13 protein-coding genes and 1 tRNA gene are annotated in these 14488 nt (G+C 47.0%); 5 read left to right on the forward strand and 9 right to left on the reverse strand.

The annotated features are described in order from the left end of the window. Positions 1-76: 76 nt before the first annotated feature. Both BLS44_RS25860 and BLS44_RS25865 read left to right on the forward strand, forming a co-directional pair. A complete protein-coding gene (locus BLS44_RS25860; RefSeq protein WP_090389202.1) occupies positions 77-316 on the forward strand; it encodes a hypothetical protein in 240 nt (79 codons plus the stop codon). Beyond that, entirely contained in the window at positions 270-1274 is a 1005-nt protein-coding gene (locus tag BLS44_RS25865) for a hypothetical protein (protein ID WP_143019675.1), read from the forward strand. The genes BLS44_RS25860 and BLS44_RS25865 overlap by 47 nt, the downstream gene beginning before the upstream one ends. 231 nt (positions 1275-1505) lie before the next feature. Here BLS44_RS25865 and BLS44_RS25870 read toward each other — a convergent pair whose 3' ends face one another. The 4 genes from BLS44_RS25870 to BLS44_RS25885 all read right to left on the reverse strand — a co-directional run bounded on the left by BLS44_RS25870 (position 1506) and on the right by BLS44_RS25885 (position 4671). Continuing rightward, entirely contained in the window at positions 1506-1955 is a 450-nt protein-coding gene (locus BLS44_RS25870) for an NUDIX domain-containing protein (protein ID WP_090393665.1), read from the reverse strand. Next, entirely contained in the window at positions 1952-2893 is a 942-nt protein-coding gene (locus BLS44_RS25875; protein ID WP_090393666.1) for a magnesium transporter CorA family protein, read from the reverse strand. Before BLS44_RS25875 ends, BLS44_RS25870 begins: the two co-directional genes overlap by 4 nt. After that, on the reverse strand, positions 2886-3677 hold the full coding sequence (dapF, locus tag BLS44_RS25880; protein WP_090393667.1) for a diaminopimelate epimerase: 792 nt from the start codon (positions 3675-3677) through the stop codon (positions 2886-2888). Before dapF ends, BLS44_RS25875 begins: the two co-directional genes overlap by 8 nt. A 118-nt stretch (positions 3678-3795) precedes the next feature. Further along, positions 3796-4671, reverse strand: a complete 876-nt coding sequence (locus tag BLS44_RS25885; protein ID WP_090393668.1) for a nucleoside phosphorylase — start codon at positions 4669-4671, stop codon at positions 3796-3798. 129 nt (positions 4672-4800) lie between these two features. Between BLS44_RS25885 and BLS44_RS25890 the strand changes: the two genes are divergently transcribed. After that, positions 4801-4871, forward strand: a tRNA-Cys gene (locus tag BLS44_RS25890). Between the two features lie 514 nt (positions 4872-5385). Here the strand turns inward: BLS44_RS25890 and BLS44_RS26735 are convergent. The 5 genes from BLS44_RS26735 to BLS44_RS25915 all read right to left on the reverse strand — a co-directional run bounded on the left by BLS44_RS26735 (position 5386) and on the right by BLS44_RS25915 (position 11999). Beyond that, a complete protein-coding gene (locus BLS44_RS26735; protein WP_176954563.1) occupies positions 5386-5535 on the reverse strand; it encodes a hypothetical protein in 150 nt (49 codons plus the stop codon). A 205-nt stretch (positions 5536-5740) separates the two neighbouring features. Then, complete coding sequence (locus BLS44_RS25900) at positions 5741-6247, reverse strand: hypothetical protein (protein WP_090393670.1); 507 nt, start codon at positions 6245-6247, stop codon at positions 5741-5743. 165 nt (positions 6248-6412) lie between these two features. Next, positions 6413-10273: a TIM-barrel domain-containing protein gene (locus BLS44_RS25905; RefSeq protein WP_176954564.1), complete on the reverse strand. Its 3861-nt coding sequence runs from the start codon at positions 10271-10273 to the stop codon at positions 6413-6415. A gap of 380 nt (positions 10274-10653) precedes the next feature. After that, the gene (locus BLS44_RS25910; RefSeq protein ID WP_090393671.1) at positions 10654-11391 is read right to left on the reverse strand and encodes a DUF3307 domain-containing protein; all 738 of its coding nucleotides are present in this window, start codon (positions 11389-11391) and stop codon (positions 10654-10656) included. Beyond that, complete coding sequence (locus tag BLS44_RS25915; protein ID WP_090393672.1) at positions 11388-11999, reverse strand: hypothetical protein; 612 nt, start codon at positions 11997-11999, stop codon at positions 11388-11390. The genes BLS44_RS25910 and BLS44_RS25915 overlap by 4 nt, the downstream gene beginning before the upstream one ends. 684 nt (positions 12000-12683) lie before the next feature. On the opposite strand from BLS44_RS25915, the gene BLS44_RS25920 reads away from it, so the two are divergent. Together BLS44_RS25920 and BLS44_RS25925 are read left to right on the forward strand one after the other, a co-directional pair. After that, entirely contained in the window at positions 12684-13448 is a 765-nt protein-coding gene (locus tag BLS44_RS25920) for an SDR family NAD(P)-dependent oxidoreductase (RefSeq protein WP_090393673.1), read from the forward strand. Positions 13449-13469: 21 nt separating this feature from the next. Next, positions 13470-14327: a fumarylacetoacetate hydrolase family protein gene (locus tag BLS44_RS25925; RefSeq protein WP_090393674.1), complete on the forward strand. Its 858-nt coding sequence runs from the start codon at positions 13470-13472 to the stop codon at positions 14325-14327. The last annotated feature ends 161 nt before the right edge of the window (positions 14328-14488 follow it).

Raw genomic sequence — 14488 nt, forward strand, 5'->3', positions numbered from 1 at the left:
GGGTGTATGACAAATCTACCGAATCCGGGAAAGAGTTGATAATTTAGGGGTATTGAATAATTTAACTCCTATAGCTATGTCCAAAGAATCTAAAGAAGAATTAAAATCAGCGATCTTAAAATCCCTGGAAACAGAAATTGACACCTGGTTGGAACAAGAAGGTCAAATCACCGATGGATACGATTACGAGACAAAATTTTTAGAGGTAGTCCGTCGGATGAATCGGATTTTGTTGGAGAAGTCGATGGGTAAACTTCCGGGAAGTCACAATGAAAAAAAAACTTCAAACCACTTTAGGGAAGATAGAAGTAGCTAAAACGCATCCATTATGCCAGGGGACGATGCATTTTGGGGTGAGTGCAAAATTGCAGGAGTTGGTTTGCTTATTGTCCCAACAATGTGTTTTTCAGGAAGTTGAGGATTTATTATCGGCACTGTTGGGCTTAAAATTTAGCGCTAAACAGGCCCAGCGTATAAGTGAACACTATGGAGCCCGGCTCGAAGACATTGAGCAGGATTGTTCAGAAAAGCAGGTATTAAAGTTTAAATCTGCTCAGGAGCCGGTATATGTAATGTTTGATGGGAGTATGATTCAGACCCGTCAGAACGATTGGATGGAGATAAAGGTGGGACGGGCATTTACACAGAGCGCCTGTATCAGCATACAACGGGATCGCAATGCTATTATCCATTCTGATTATTTGTGTCATTTGGGCAGCAGCAAAAGTTTTCTACAAAAATGGGAACGACATATTGAGCCTTATGAGAAAAAGATTTTCATAGCTGATGGTGCGAAGTGGATCTGGAATTATGTGGAAGATGCCTACAGCCAAAGTGTTCAGATACTGGATTTCTTTCACGCGATAGAGAAACTGGCCAACTATGCCTTGCTTCGTTATCAGGATGACGAATACCGCAAGCAGTGGCTTGATGTACAAAAGCTGCGGTTGTTGAATAATGAGGTAGCTGATATCATCAAAGAGCTGAAAAAGCTGAATGTTCATGCCCCCCAGACCCGGCAGGCTTTAGATGACGTACTCCGCTACTATAAAAGTAATGAGGCGCGCATGCAGTACAAAACCTATTTGGATCAAGGATACCTAATTGGATCCGGGGCGATGGAAGCAGCACATAGAAACGTCGTGCAGCAAAGACTAAAGCTTTCCGGACAACGGTGGTCCGTCTCCGGCGCACAGCAAATCGCCAATCTCAGAGCCTATAAAAAAAGTGAGCGATGGAATATCCTGGTCGAGTTGGTCAAAAATGCAGCATAGGGAGATTTGTCATACACCCGCAGAGTGTCCGGGCCGAAGGGGTATATAACATTTTTCTGCAACGCTGTGTTCTTTGCGGGAAGCCTGGTGTCCCCGCTATCTGCCATAGAAGCAATAAAATACGGAGGTGCTTGAATCTTTTCCGGCTAAAGCAGCTGAAGCACCAGGCAGTGGAGCTATTACAGGAGCATAAAAAGACCTGTGCTTCTGCGTTTCAGTGGCATGCACTGCTTATCCCCGTTCTTTTAAAAGCGCCGCTGCAATTTTATCAATGGGCAGGGTCATTGCATCGGCTGAGAAATGCTCCCAGTCGATAAAGCGGAAATTTTCGGTGATCGTTTCAGGATAAATGGCAGGCCCATTGTTAACAACGTAGGGCAGGGGGGCAACGGGCCGTACGATATAGTAAATGGAGATCAGCTGGTGCTCTTCATTAAAGGCCGACTCCTGAAAGAAGTCGGTCGTATACAGATGGTCTACGACTTCTACGTCTGCATTCATTTCTTCCTTACATTCCCGCACAATGCATTCCTTTGTACCTTCTCCCAGTTCCAGGCCGCCGCCGGGGAATTTGGTGACCTCCCGGTTGTTAAAATAGATCCGCTCATCGCTGACAAGTACCTGTTTTTTTTCGTTCATCAGAATACCGTACACGCGGATGTTAAATGATTTTAATGTCATTCGAGTATTTTTTTTCTGAAAGCCAGCACACCCAGCACTACCGCCAGTATCAGGGAGAGCACCGCTACAATATAGAACGCGTATGGGGAATGCTCAAAGCCACTGGGCACATTCATTCCAAAGATGCTGGCGATCAAAACCGGGAAGCTCAGTACAATGGTGGCGATGGCCAGGCGCTTTAATACCTGGTTTTGATTATTGGCAATAATGCTGGCAAAAGTATCCATGGTACTGCTGAGGATATTGGTGTAGATATTCGCCATTTCCAGTGCCTGTGAGTTATCTACCATAAGATCTTCGAGCAGTTCGAACTCATTTTCCGTAAGCTGCAGGAATTTTGTGCGTTGTATTTTAGCCAGCAGCAGTTCATTGGAGCGCAGCGCTGTTACAAAGTACACCAGGCTTTTCTGGATCTTCATCAGTTCCAGCAGGTGCTCATTCTTGTTGGCATCATAGAGCTTTTGCTCGATGACATTCCGTTTCTGATTGATCTCCTTGAGGTACTCCATAAAGTTCTGGATGATCTTTTCAATGATCTTGATCACCATCATATTTTTTTTATCCGGCTGGCGGTTTTGAAAAGTGTTCAGGAACTTTTTGATGGCAGGATTTTCAAATGAGTTTACGGTAACAATATGGTTGTGGGTTAAAATGATGATGATCGGGATGGTAATATAATAGGCATCACTTTCATTGAATGAATTGTTCTCCGTTGGCGTTTTGATAACGATCAGCTTTACGTTGTCGTCCTCATCATAACGGCTGCGCTCATCAATATCCAGCGAATCCGTCAGAAAGTCGATTGGTATTTCGAGTTGTTCCGACAGTTCATTGAATTCCTCCTGCTTTAACGGCGGAACAACGTTTACCCAGCTGTCATTCTCCGGCTCAAAAATTTCAACGGTGTGGTGGTCAATATTTCTGAAGTATTTAATCATTGTTATCCAGGCTTACACTGCCCTCAAAGACCTTTACGGCAGGGCCTTTGAGCCATATGTTGTTAAAGGATCCGTTAGGTTCCCTGCTATAACGCACATTTAATTTTCCGCCAAGGGTTTCAATATTTACAGAATTAAACCCGTTGTCGTTATGAAAATAGACCAGCGCGGCTGCGGTTACCCCGGTACCGCAGGAAAAGGTTTCGTTCTCAACGCCCCGCTCATAAGTGCGCACGATGAGGGTGTCGGGTTGTTTGACCTGCACAAAATTGACGTTGATCCCTTTTTCAGCAAATTCTTTGCTGTACCGTATTTTCTGTCCTTCTTTGAAAACATCAAGGCTCATAACATCCGTATCCAGTTGTACATAATGCGGAGAACCGGTATTTAAGACCGAATCGGTTTTGTGCGCCTGGATACCATCCACGTCTTTCATTTTTAATGCGATCTCGCCATCTTCGATAGTTGCATCATGCGGACCGTCGGTGGCGATAAAATGATAGGTTGTTTTTTTGATACCCCGGTCACTGGCAAATTGCACGATGCAGCGTCCTCCGTTACCACACATGGATCCCTCCCTGCCATCGGCATTATAGTAGACCATTTCAAAGTCGTAGCCTTCTTTTTCATTGAGGAGCATAAATCCGTCGGCCCCGATACCGAAACGCCGGTCGCACAGGTTTTTTATATGCGCTTCTGTAAGGCCTGTGTAAGCACCCTCCCGGTTGTCTACTAATATAAAATCATTTCCGGTGCCCTGGTATTTATAAAATGTTAGGTTCATTGTTAATAGTAAAAGTGAATAGTCAATAGTAGGCTATTGTTTTTCGATCCTGATGCCATTGTAGCCGGAACGATGAACGGAGCGTAGCAAGATGGTTGCCCCCTGTGCTGCCGCCCGGCTAAAAATTGTTTTTAAAAGTTTCCAAAAATTGTATAATTAATCTTTCTACAGCAGCCTTCCCGTCCCGGGAAAATTCCTTCACGATCCGGTTGGCTACAATAGCATTGATTGCCAGGCAATGATGGCCCAGTAATTTTCCCAGGCCGAAAATAGCAGAGGTCTCCATTTCAAAATTGGTGATCCGGTGTTGTCCGAAACTAAAATCGGTAAGGCGGTCGATGAGCTGCGGATTTCTTACGCCCAGGCGCAGCACCCGCCCCTGGGGGCCATAGAACCCCGGGCAGGTAACCGTGATCCCCTGGTGAAAGCCGGTTACAAAATGTTTCAGCAGGGAAGGAGCGGCGCCCGTGATATAAGGAGTGCTCAGGCCCTGCATCTGCACGTGGGTAACAAAGGATTGGAGCAATTGGGTTTCTTCATCCGTTTCCTCCGGGCGGTAAAAATTTAAAAGATTATCAAGACCCAGCCCATGGGTAGCGGCTACGAAACTGTCTACCGGGATATCGGCCTGCAACGATCCGGAAGTGCCCACCCTTATTATATTGAGGGAGTTCAGCTCCGGGCGGATCTCCCTTGTTTCAAAGTTGATATTGACCAGGGCATCCAGTTCGTTCATGACAATATCGATATTGTCGGGGCCAATGCCGGATGAAAGTACGGTAAGCCGTTTACCGCCCACAGTACCGGTATGGGTCACAAATTCCCGGTGCTGGCGCCGGACCTCCACCGTGTCGAAATATTTACTGAATTCGGCCACCCGGTCCGGGTCGCCCACAGTAACCACAGTACCCGCCAGCTCCTCCGGACGAAGATCCAGGTGGTAAACGGCCCCCCTGTTATTGATGATCAATTCCGATTCTGCGATCCTGCTCATAAAAAGGTCTTTAATCTTTGTTATTATTTATCAAAAATATCCTATTTTTGCCAGCCTTCAAAGATTAAATGGCCGGATGCAGGTCCGGATCAGGATTCCGCCCCCAGGGACGGGTAATCTGAGAAAGATGGTCTCGTGGCCGAGTGGCTAGGCAGAGCTCTGCAAAAGCTCGTACAGCGGTTCGAATCCGCTCGAGACCTCGGAAATAAACACTGAAACCCGCTCTGGTAGCGGGTTTTCTCATGAAATGCACTGTAGTAAAGGGTTTCAAGTCCTGTTATTGCCTGTTGAGTTCTTTTAAGTATATTTGATTTTGGAGAAAATTCGAGACCTAAACGAGACCTCGGAAACACTTTTGATAAAGTGTTGAAAAATAATAGAAGATAGCTGAAAGTCGCTCCCAAAGCGGCTTTTGTTGTATTTAATGGTGTTTAATCGTTTCTTGTTGCGCGATATAATAGGTACTTTTATAGTACCAAATATTGAGCATTGACTGCTATTTTCTTTAGATTGGCAATATTGCGAGGGTTATCTGCGACCCTAATTGTGCTTGAAATACTGTTAGCCCATTATATTATAGTTACGAAGATAAAAACGGGAAGGAACGGATTATGGTACGGAGGGCGCACTTGAGATTGTTCTTTTGACTTCTCAGAATGTAAGGCCGTTGCTATTTAAATATTTTTTCAAGTATTGAAATCTTCTTAGTGCATCTTAGTGATCGTACTTTTTTAATTCCTGAAACGTTTCAAAGTCCGAGAACCCATCATAGCGGGCAGTCCATGAATAGGTAAACAAAGCGTCATACGCTTCATATATATCAGATTTGACCGTGAGCGTTCTTTTGGGATTCCCGGGCTTCATATTTTGTATTATTTCATGATGCCGGTTCCCTAAATTTACTTTCCGATGTACGGCCAAAGCCTGAATGCCATGAAATGCGATATAAAATAGACAGGTAATCTTCCAATCAAAATAGTTATCGGAGAAATTAGTGCACATCAAACCATGGAGGCGCTCGTTATGACGGGCCTGATTAAGGTGATTTTTCATTAAAAGGAATAGCGGGTTATACGATCTGTCCTATAGTTTCAATTTTACTTATGAGTCTTTCCGGAACAAACTGGAAATTTATCGGATGTGCTTCCCAGTTTTCAAACTGTTTGTAGCCGGTTAAAAATTTCAAAAGCTGCCCCCTGTTTTCATAGGTGTCTTCTTTCAGCACGATGGAAAAATGCAGGGCTCCATTGCTGCTTACTTTTGTCCGGAAAGCATGTTTTACAATGTCTTTATTGTTGTACAGATACGTTGCAACAATCTTAGTCAACGCATCAGACAATACCCTGTTTATGCTGTCCTTTGAATCGAGAAAATGGGAAACGGGATTTTCCAGCAATTTTTTAAAATCGGATATCAATCCGGTATCTATACCTATTTCCAACAGCTGCTGGCTTAACTGGGTTTCTTCAATGCGCTTATTGGCTACTAATTCAAGGGTTCTCAAAAGCTCATTTAAGATGACATTGTATCTATCATGTACGTTAGCGGGGGTGGTATAGTTCTTATTGTCAGACATAGCCTTAAAGTATCACTGCTTCCATAAAGCTAATTATTTATTCAATATATAAGCACTTTTTTTTATGTTTTTTTTATTTCCGTTATTAGTTGCTGGTATTCAATCTCTTTTTTTCTTGCTTCTGGATAGCGGGCTACCTGTATCGTACCGGTAGCCCGCCTTTTCCTAAAAGCTTATTGTATTCAGCCGCTTATCTACCAGGAGGCCGTCAACCGGTTTCAGATCAAAATTTATATCGCGTTTTGCTTTCAGTTTTATAATGAAGAGATCCTGGGTTCCCTCCAGTGCAGGCTGATCGCCGATGTTGACGAATGTGGGATATAACACTTTTCTGCCATTGCTGTGCAGCCGGTCATTGGTCATATTTTCCAGCTCTTTTAGATGAAGCGGGGTAATGCCTGCAAATTCATAGTCCTGCGAATTGTAAGGCAACGCAAAGCTCAGCGCGTTCACACTTTTAAGATTGATGCCTTTTACAACGACCTCGACCATTGCGTCTTTGCTGTATATTTTTTTTGCCGTCGAAATTTCGATACGCCCCTGGAGTGTGTCAGCAGTGGTCATATCTGCACCTCCATCGAGGCGCGTGGCCACATTGGAAATATCGTAGGCGTCGATCAGCCCGTTCCTGTTAATGTCGCCATTGCTGATATAGCCCTCAAAATCACCATCGCCTGCTCTTAACCCGGTGTAGTTAATGTAAGAGGTCAGGTCATTGTTGTCGATGATATGATCGCTGTTGATATCGCCGGGGATATAGCTTTCTGACCCCGGTACTTTAAATACATAGAGCTCGCGCCCGGAGCCAAAGTCGCCTACCGCTTCTGTTACGGAAATTTTGATATAGCGTGCCGTAGGGTGGTTGTTGAAACGGAATTCCTTGGTATCGCCGTTCTTTGCCCACTCAAAGGTGCCGGCATCGGTCCAGCCGGATTTGCTTGTACCATAGGCGATGCTTCCTTTGAGCAGTACACCATTGCCCCTGGTCCGCGGCAGGTACTGGATCTTATCCAGCTGGTTTACGGATCTTAAGTCCAGTACAATGTCAAACGGAACCGCTTTTGTACCCCATTTGGTATGCCAGAGATTGCCTTCATCAAAGTCGACCAGCTGGCTGATCCCGCTTCCTTCCTGGTCGGGGGCCGATGCCGTGGCCATTATATCTTTAACAGCAAATTCCAGCGGGTTTACTTTTGTCTTTGCAGAGATGGTGGTCCAGGGCGATTGCCCGTCCTTATTGACAGCCCTGAGCTGAAACCGGTAACCGGTTTCGGGGATCAGCCCGTCAAACAGCAGGCTGGTATCTCTGATGGTCGTATATTGCTGGCCGTTAAAAAGGATCTCATAAAAATCGGCATTGGCCTGCCGTTTCCAGCTGGGTGTTAAGGTATAGGCCTGCCGGTTGCTATCTGTAACCTGTGCCTGTGTTGGAGCCGTAAGCCGGCCATGCTGCCGGCGCAAATGCTCGCGGGGGGCAAAAACAAAGCCGCTTACTGTAAGCGTGATGGGCCGGGCCGTAATATCAGTGGCTTGCAGCTTTACCAGCAATTGCGGGTTTTTGGTAATGGCCGTTTGTGCAAAGGAGCTCCCGGTTGTAGCAAAACGGTTCAGGTTGGGGGCTGCGTCATAGTAATAAACATTTTCCTGTTTCCGGAAATCGTCGATGGTCAGCGCCGCTGTCAGGGGTACCTTGGTTTTGCCTATTGTTGCCGCAATGCCGGTGGGCTTTTGGGTTATATTGATCCTGAATTCCGTTGTTTTATCCTTTACAAATCCGTCATAGTGGCCCCTGGTGGGCTGGATGGTTATGGTTGCCGTATTTTTTTGCACCGTGGAGCGGATCAGGGTAGTGGCACCGGCCCCTGATCGGTAGGCTTCCGTGAAGCCATCGTCGTCATACTCGGTGAACGAGCTGTTACCGGCGGGATACAGCTCATAGACCCGGGCTGTTTTATCGATCTGTGTAATATTATTGTTGGGGTTGGCCATGGGTATGATGGCGCCGGCTTTTACAAATACCGGGAGTTTCCAGAGGGGGGCATCAAAATTGTTCAATACCTGGTTCCCTCTATACAGGTCCCCGGAGAAATAGTCGATCCAGCTACCGGGGGGCAGGTAAATATTGTTGCGGATATCATTTCCTTTTTCATCGGCTTTTGTTTCCTGGTAAATAGGAGCAACCAGGAACCAGGGTCCATATAAATACTGGTATTGCGTGGCTTTGCCATAGGTAAAATTGCTGGGATATTCCAGGAACAGTGCACGGATCATCGGCAGCCCGTTTACGGCTTGCCGGGCAATACTGTATGTGTAAGGCAGCAACTCCGATTTTAGTTTAAGATAGGTCCGGTTAATGGAAGTGACCGGCTCTCCCAATGCATACGGATATTTTTCATTAGCACCCCAGCCGTCCATATTGAGCTGCATGGGGGTGAAGGTTTTCCACTGGAAATCCCGGGTATTGACTTTGGGATTTTTGCCGCCAAAGATGCCGTCCATATCCGAAGTGATATTGGGCTGCCCCGAAAGGCCCGCCCCGAGATAGGTAGGGATGTGAAAACGGATGTATTCCCATACACCGCCGGTCTGGTCACCGCTCCAAACCCCGGCATAGCGTTGTGTACCGGCCCACCCGTCCAGGGATATGATAAAGGGCCTTGCATTGTTCCCGTACTGAGGCATAATATGGCCTACATCGGCCACACCGTTCAGGCCAAAGGAGTATCCTGGCCCCACCCAGGCTACATCGGTTTTTAATACCCGCACCCCGGCCACACCTACTTCTTTAATAATGTCGCGTTGCAGCAATGCAGGGATGCTGTCTCTCGGGTGAAGATCTGATTGAGTCCAAAGCCCGATCTGTACGCCGTTTTTACGGGCATAATCGCCAAAGGCTTTCAGGTTTTGGATATTGCTGTCCAGGGTACTTGTTTGCCCGTAACCGGCGCCATAGCCGTCGTTGGGAAGGATCCATCCTAACGGAAGATCATGAGCCTTATAGCGGTCGATCACTGCTCTCGCAGAAAATTGATAGTTGCTCTTCTCCCCGTTGAGTGATTCTCTGATGCCGCCGTTATCTTTTTGGCTCTCTTTATAACGCTGGCCATCTTCAAAGAGGATGCCCACTGTATCGGCTTTCCAGTAATCGCGGTTGTAGGCGTTCAAATGCCCTTCATAAAAGCCGAATTTAGGCAAGAGTACAGGGTTGCCCGTAAGCTGATAGAAATCGCCCAGTAATGCCACCGGCTCCTGGTCGATCATAAAGAATACATCAAGATAGTTGGTTTCGTGAGACAGGGTTACGACATCTTTTTCTTTAGCTCCAAAATCGTATTTTCCTTTTTTAAATGTATACCACATAAAGCCGTATCCGTTGGTAGACCAGTAAAAGGGAGTAGGAGATGCCACGCCTCCATCTGTCCAGCTGTTCTGGTTTTCGATGGCAATGATCTTTCCTTTGTGGGAAAAACGACCGTTTTGTACACCGCCTCCATAAAAGTATTCTGCCGGGCTTTCTTTCAGTTTCAGGCTGGTGTTTTTTTTGTCGAACAATACAGGGGCAACAGTCTGCAGTACGGTTTGCCTGTTTTTGTTATTGGTGACCTTCAGGAGTGTTGTGGCCTTGCTGAATGTAATGGTAACGGCGTTGGTGGCAACAATGATCTGCCGGGGATCATCTTTTATGTTCAGTTTTGAAACGGTTGTACGGGGGCTGCCTGTAAGAATAGAAGCCGGGGGCGTTGCTTCCGGTGTGCGGAGCGTTCCTCCCGAAGGGTCTGCAAACATGCGGAAGATATGCTCACCGTAGAAATCGAGCAGCAGCTCCTGGTGGTTGCTGAGCCGGATCTTTACAGTGGTGGGATTGATCTTTTCTGCACCGGTAATAGTAAGGGGATCGGCGGCGGGTTTAGCAGTTGCCGCGGGGGAAACTTTTACCTGCGCTGTAACAGTAAAGATGGTTGCTATGGCAAGGAGCATGGCAGCGAACCCTTTTTTTAAAAGGGCATTTCCGGACTTCAGATTCATTATAGCTGAATTATATTAAAAATGGTCGTGTAAAAGTACCGAACCGGTGCCGGAAAAAAATGCTTTATGGAAACGATTGCGCAGTGAGGTGCGATAGATCCAGGGGGATGTACAAACGATTGCATTACGGATAATGATATCTTTCAGGATCGTGCGCTCATCTTTTTAAGGGATTGGCGGGTGTTTGTTTTATAAGTAGCTTCCTGCTCCGGATCTCGATCAGATCAACCGGTACGGCGAAATTATCAGCCTCCTGCCTGGTTAAATCAACCTCTGCAAGCAATGGATAGGGTATGGCGCATAATAGGAGCTTTATTGTTTGCCGGTAACAAAGTTAGCCGGATCTTTCAGATGATCCGCTACCCAGACTACGTTCGTTTTTAACCGGCAATACTTTTGTGCTGCAACAGGTTTTGCAGGAGCACGCCCACTACAATGGCGATCCCAAAGCTCAGCAGGGTGCCGATCAGGATGTATTCGGTCAGCTTCCGGTCCTGGCCCGCCTTGAGATCGCTGAAACGGAAAACAGACTTAGCGGTTACGAGGAACCCGATAGCCACCCATTGCTGGTTCAGGATAAAGATGAGGACCAGTACGCGCTCAAGATACCCGATCATCATACCCGCGTGCTGAAGGGACCGGGTTTCGATAATGTCGCTCCTGATCTCTGTTGCAGGGGCCCATTTGGATAGCACCAGTTTTATGACCACAGAAACCGGTGTGGTCAGGCACACCAGGCCGGTTGTGATGATCAACAGGGCGTTTACCTGTGCGGTGCTCAGCTGCAATGTAAAGGGCTCCATCCACCAGGCGGCGGCGGCAAGCACCAGCAGGTGCAATACCTGGTCCAGAACAAAAAATGCTTTCCGGGTGCGGGGGGCCTGGAACCGGAGCTTGGCAAGATCGATCAGCAGGTGGGTGCCTGCAATAAATGCTGCCAGGGGCAGGTAGCGGGCATCCATGGTAATGAGCAGGATCAGCACAAAGTGAATGAGGACATGCAGGTATAACTTGGGGCTTTTATAGGTGTTACGTTCTTTTTCTTCTACCCAGCGGGAGGGCTGTAACACAAAGTCACCCAGTAAATGTGCGAGCAGCAATTTTATGAATAGCATCATGTGTTAAGACTGGTTATCGTTGTTTGATAAAATTTATTAAAATCCATCAGCAGATCCAGCTGGGCACGTTTGCGGCTCTGGCTTACCGCAGACTGGTTGATCTTTAATTGTGCTGCGATCTGTTGCTGGTTCCACTCGGGCTTTTCAAGGAACAGCTGCACCACCTCCGCTGCTGCCGGGCTCCAGCTGTCAATGACCAGCGACGCAAAACGGGCTATAAGGTTTAGCGTGATGTCGGCCTTTTCATCACCCGTAGCCAGGGATAGGGTGGTCTTTTCTTCTTTCATGCTGTCAAATTTCCGTCCGGATCTTACAAATGCCGTTCCGTTCGATTCTGTTATTCTTCCGGTTTCATAAGACAGGTCTCCCAGCCCGATGCTGAGCCGTACATCCAGGTTGGCCTGTTGTTTTATCATACTTTTCAGGAGCATGCTTTTAAAGAGGGCGTCCGCCGGGGGCAGTTTTAACTGGAAGGCATCACCCCGGTAGATCTCCCAGTCTGCCGGCGCCCGGCCTTGCTTTTTTAAAAAACTTTTCAATAGCGGCATCCATTCTTTTGGATCCGTTGTTTCTGAACGGATGATATCTCCCGTAATAATGGCGATCATTCTACAAATATAAGCTAATTAACTTATAAATTTAATTATAAGCTTAAGTGCTTATAATTTCAATAATTAGCTATATGGCTTATAACACGCTAAATGAATCAATAAGTGTATGAAGATGCTAAAATTATTAGTATTCTGAAGGGCAAACGCATCTAAATTGGGTAAAAAGAGCGCTCCAGGAGCATTTTCCGGCACTGTAAGTGCCTCGTGTTTATAGCAAGGTTATTAAAGAGAGGAAACCCCGGCTCCTGTAGAAGCCGCGTGTTTGTTGGGCCTGGAATTTTACGCAGCTCCTACAGGAGCCGGATTGATTAAAACGACACATTTGCTATAAACACACTGCTCCTCCGGAGCTGAGCAATGCTGAAATCAGATGTAGTATTTTGAGCGTTTGACGGGCATAGTATTCCTGTTGCGGTTAGGTTCCGGCGGCCACAAATACCAGGGGCGGCAAGGCCGTTCAATGGATGCACCGCGCCGTTGCGGGTTTAATGGTGCACTTTATCGTTAAAAGTCTCCCTATTGAATGACGCACAATCGTAGTGGCACTAAAACGGTGGCAGGCCGGGGTAGCGGTAAAAAAGGTACTGCTTATTCAACGGAATACTCCTTTTACACTATTTTTTTATCATTTATGTGGTAAATTAGCCGCACCATTTTAATTTTAAGCGTATATATTTAGTTATGTTTCAATTAATCAGTAAAACCGCCGTAGTAACAGGAGGCGGAAGCGGTATTGGAAAGGCAGTGGCCCTTTTGCTCGCAAAAGCAGGGGCCCGGGTAATCGTGGCCGATTTTAATAAAGAAGCCGGTCTGCAGACGATCGGGGAAATTGAGGCTGCCGGTGGTAGCGCCGAAGGCATTTTTTTGGATGTTTCCCGCCAGGACGATGTGGTTACGGCATTTGAACAACTGCCGGCGATCGATATACTGGTAAACAGTGCAGGTATTTCCCATATCGGGAAGGCAGATACGACCGCCGAAGCAGACTTTGACCGGGTTTATAATGTGAATGTAAAAGGGGTATACAATACGTTGTATGCGGCCATTCCCCGGATGAAAGCGCAGGGCGGGGGTGTGATCGTCAATATGGCGTCCATTGCTTCCAGCGTAGGACTGCCCGATCGTTTTGCCTACTCCATGAGCAAAGGAGCGGTACTGGCCATGACCTTATCGGTGGCCAAGGACTACATCGGCGATGGCATCCGCTGTAATTGTGTTTCTCCTGCACGGGTGCACACTCCCTTTGTTGATGGGTTCCTGGCAAAAAATTATCCCGGCCGGGAAGCCGAAATGTTTGATAAGTTATCAAAAACGCAACCCATCGGCCGCATGGCCAAACCGGAGGAAATAGCCGCATTGATCTTATACCTGTGCAGCGACGAAGCCGGGTTTATTACCGGTTGCGATTACCCCATCGACGGGGGATTCATAAAATTGAATAATTAAGAAATAAAAATAAACGAGGATATGAAATTAATACGATTCGGGCAGCCGGGCAAAGAAAGAACAGGGGTGCTTATCGGAGATGCGCGTTATGATACCTCCGCATTTGGAGAAGATTATAATGAGGCCTTTTTTGAGCATAACGGCCTGGAACGCCTGAAGGAATTTGTTGCGGAAAATACCGCCGGCCTTCCAAAAGTAGATGAGAGCGAGCGCTGGGCCAGCTGTGTGGCCCGTCCTTCCAAGATCATTTGCATCGGGCTGAACTATGCACTGCATGCAAAGGAAACTAATGCCCCCGTTCCAAAGGAACCGGTCGTTTTTTTTAAATCGACTACCGCTTTGTGCGGGCCCTTTGACAATGTGATCATACCCAGGAATTCGGTTAAAACGGACTGGGAAGTAGAGCTGGCTGTAGTGATCGGTAAAAAAGCCTCCTATGTGGAAGAAGCAGACGCGCTGGATTATGTAGCAGGATATGCATTGCATAATGACTACAGCGAGCGGGAGTTCCAGATCGAAAGGGGCGGCCAGTGGGTAAAAGGCAAGAGCTGCGATACGTTTGCACCACTGGGACCTTTTATGGCAACAGCCGATGAAATTGCAGATCCCAATAACCTGAACCTTTGGTTAACGGTGAACGGAAAGGAAATGCAAAATTCTACCACCTCAGATTTTATTTTCAATATTCAACAGGTGATCAGTCACCTGAGCCAGTTCATGACCTTGCTGCCCGGCGATGTGATCTCTACAGGAACCCCGGCGGGTGTGGGTTTGGGCCAGAAACCCGAGCCCTGGTATTTAAAACCGGGCGATGTGATCGAGCTGGGAATTGAAGGACTGGGCACTTCAAAGCAAACGGCGGTGGCGTATCAGCCATAATATAAAAATGCTGTTTAACGATATGGAACACCGGTTGATGACCGGTGTTTTTTTATGCCGGCATGCGATCCCGTTGCGAACTTCGCGGTTGATATTAAACGCAAGGTACGCCAGGTTCCCGCAAAGGACGCCAAGTGGTTTGTCCGCCATCGGATCCCATT

The organism is Niabella drilacis (assembly GCF_900101395.1).
Taxonomy (GTDB): Bacteria; Bacteroidota; Bacteroidia; order Chitinophagales; family Chitinophagaceae; genus Niabella; species Niabella drilacis.

Excerpts from the sequence above, each read along its gene's own strand:
- BLS44_RS25925 (WP_090393674.1), top strand. The coding sequence starts at position 13,470 with ATGAAATTAATACGATTCGGGCAGCCGGGCAAAGAAAGAACAGGGGTG.
- BLS44_RS25885 (WP_090393668.1), bottom strand. The coding sequence starts at position 4,671 with ATGAGCAGGATCGCAGAATCGGAATTGATCATCAATAACAGGGGGGCC.
- BLS44_RS25875 (WP_090393666.1), bottom strand. The coding sequence starts at position 2,893 with ATGATTAAATACTTCAGAAATATTGACCACCACACCGTTGAAATTTTT.
- BLS44_RS25860 (WP_090389202.1), top strand. The coding sequence starts at position 77 with ATGTCCAAAGAATCTAAAGAAGAATTAAAATCAGCGATCTTAAAATCC.
- BLS44_RS25910 (WP_090393671.1), bottom strand. The coding sequence starts at position 11,391 with ATGATGCTATTCATAAAATTGCTGCTCGCACATTTACTGGGTGACTTT.
- BLS44_RS25865 (WP_143019675.1), top strand. The coding sequence starts at position 270 with ATGAAAAAAAAACTTCAAACCACTTTAGGGAAGATAGAAGTAGCTAAA.
- BLS44_RS25915 (WP_090393672.1), bottom strand. The coding sequence starts at position 11,999 with ATGATCGCCATTATTACGGGAGATATCATCCGTTCAGAAACAACGGAT.
- BLS44_RS25920 (WP_090393673.1), top strand. The coding sequence starts at position 12,684 with ATGTTTCAATTAATCAGTAAAACCGCCGTAGTAACAGGAGGCGGAAGC.
- dapF (WP_090393667.1), bottom strand. The coding sequence starts at position 3,677 with ATGAACCTAACATTTTATAAATACCAGGGCACCGGAAATGATTTTATA.
- BLS44_RS25900 (WP_090393670.1), bottom strand. The coding sequence starts at position 6,247 with ATGTCTGACAATAAGAACTATACCACCCCCGCTAACGTACATGATAGA.
- BLS44_RS25870 (WP_090393665.1), bottom strand. The coding sequence starts at position 1,955 with ATGACATTAAAATCATTTAACATCCGCGTGTACGGTATTCTGATGAAC.
- BLS44_RS25905 (WP_176954564.1), bottom strand. The coding sequence starts at position 10,273 with ATGAATCTGAAGTCCGGAAATGCCCTTTTAAAAAAAGGGTTCGCTGCC.
- BLS44_RS26735 (WP_176954563.1), bottom strand. The coding sequence starts at position 5,535 with ATGAAGCCCGGGAATCCCAAAAGAACGCTCACGGTCAAATCTGATATA.